Genomic DNA, 306 nt, shown 5'->3' on the forward strand with positions numbered 1-306 from the left:
CCGAGGGCGGGGACATACAACCGCACCCCCATCTCCACCACCAGCGCCGACCCCGCGGACTCCGCGGGCTTCGACGCCCCCTGATGCCACAGCGTGTTCCCCGCCACCTGCCCGGTGCCATCCGACGCTGTCGTGCCGATCGCGAACGTGACCGGATCCACCGGCTGACCAAACGGATCCCACAACAACAACGCACTCGTCGTGGTGCCGGTGCGGGTCACGAGACCGTGTCCGCCCAACCCGGGGAACGTCGGTGCATCTGGTGCGCCGGGCTTTCGGCCCCGGCGCCCTCGGACTGCACTCCGG

General features: G+C 70.6%; 1 protein-coding gene. It reads right to left on the bottom strand.

What is annotated here, in order from left to right; translation table 11 throughout:
* Window positions 1-221, bottom strand: a 221-nt coding sequence (locus tag DW307_RS17995) for a hypothetical protein (RefSeq protein WP_205810284.1), incomplete at its 3' end; no start/stop codon positions are given.
* Between the last annotated feature and the right edge of the window lie 85 nt (window positions 222-306).

The sequence above is a fragment of the Microbacterium sp. K27 genome (genome assembly GCF_004794435.1).
Lineage (GTDB): Bacteria > Actinomycetota > Actinomycetes > Actinomycetales > Microbacteriaceae > Microbacterium > Microbacterium maritypicum_A.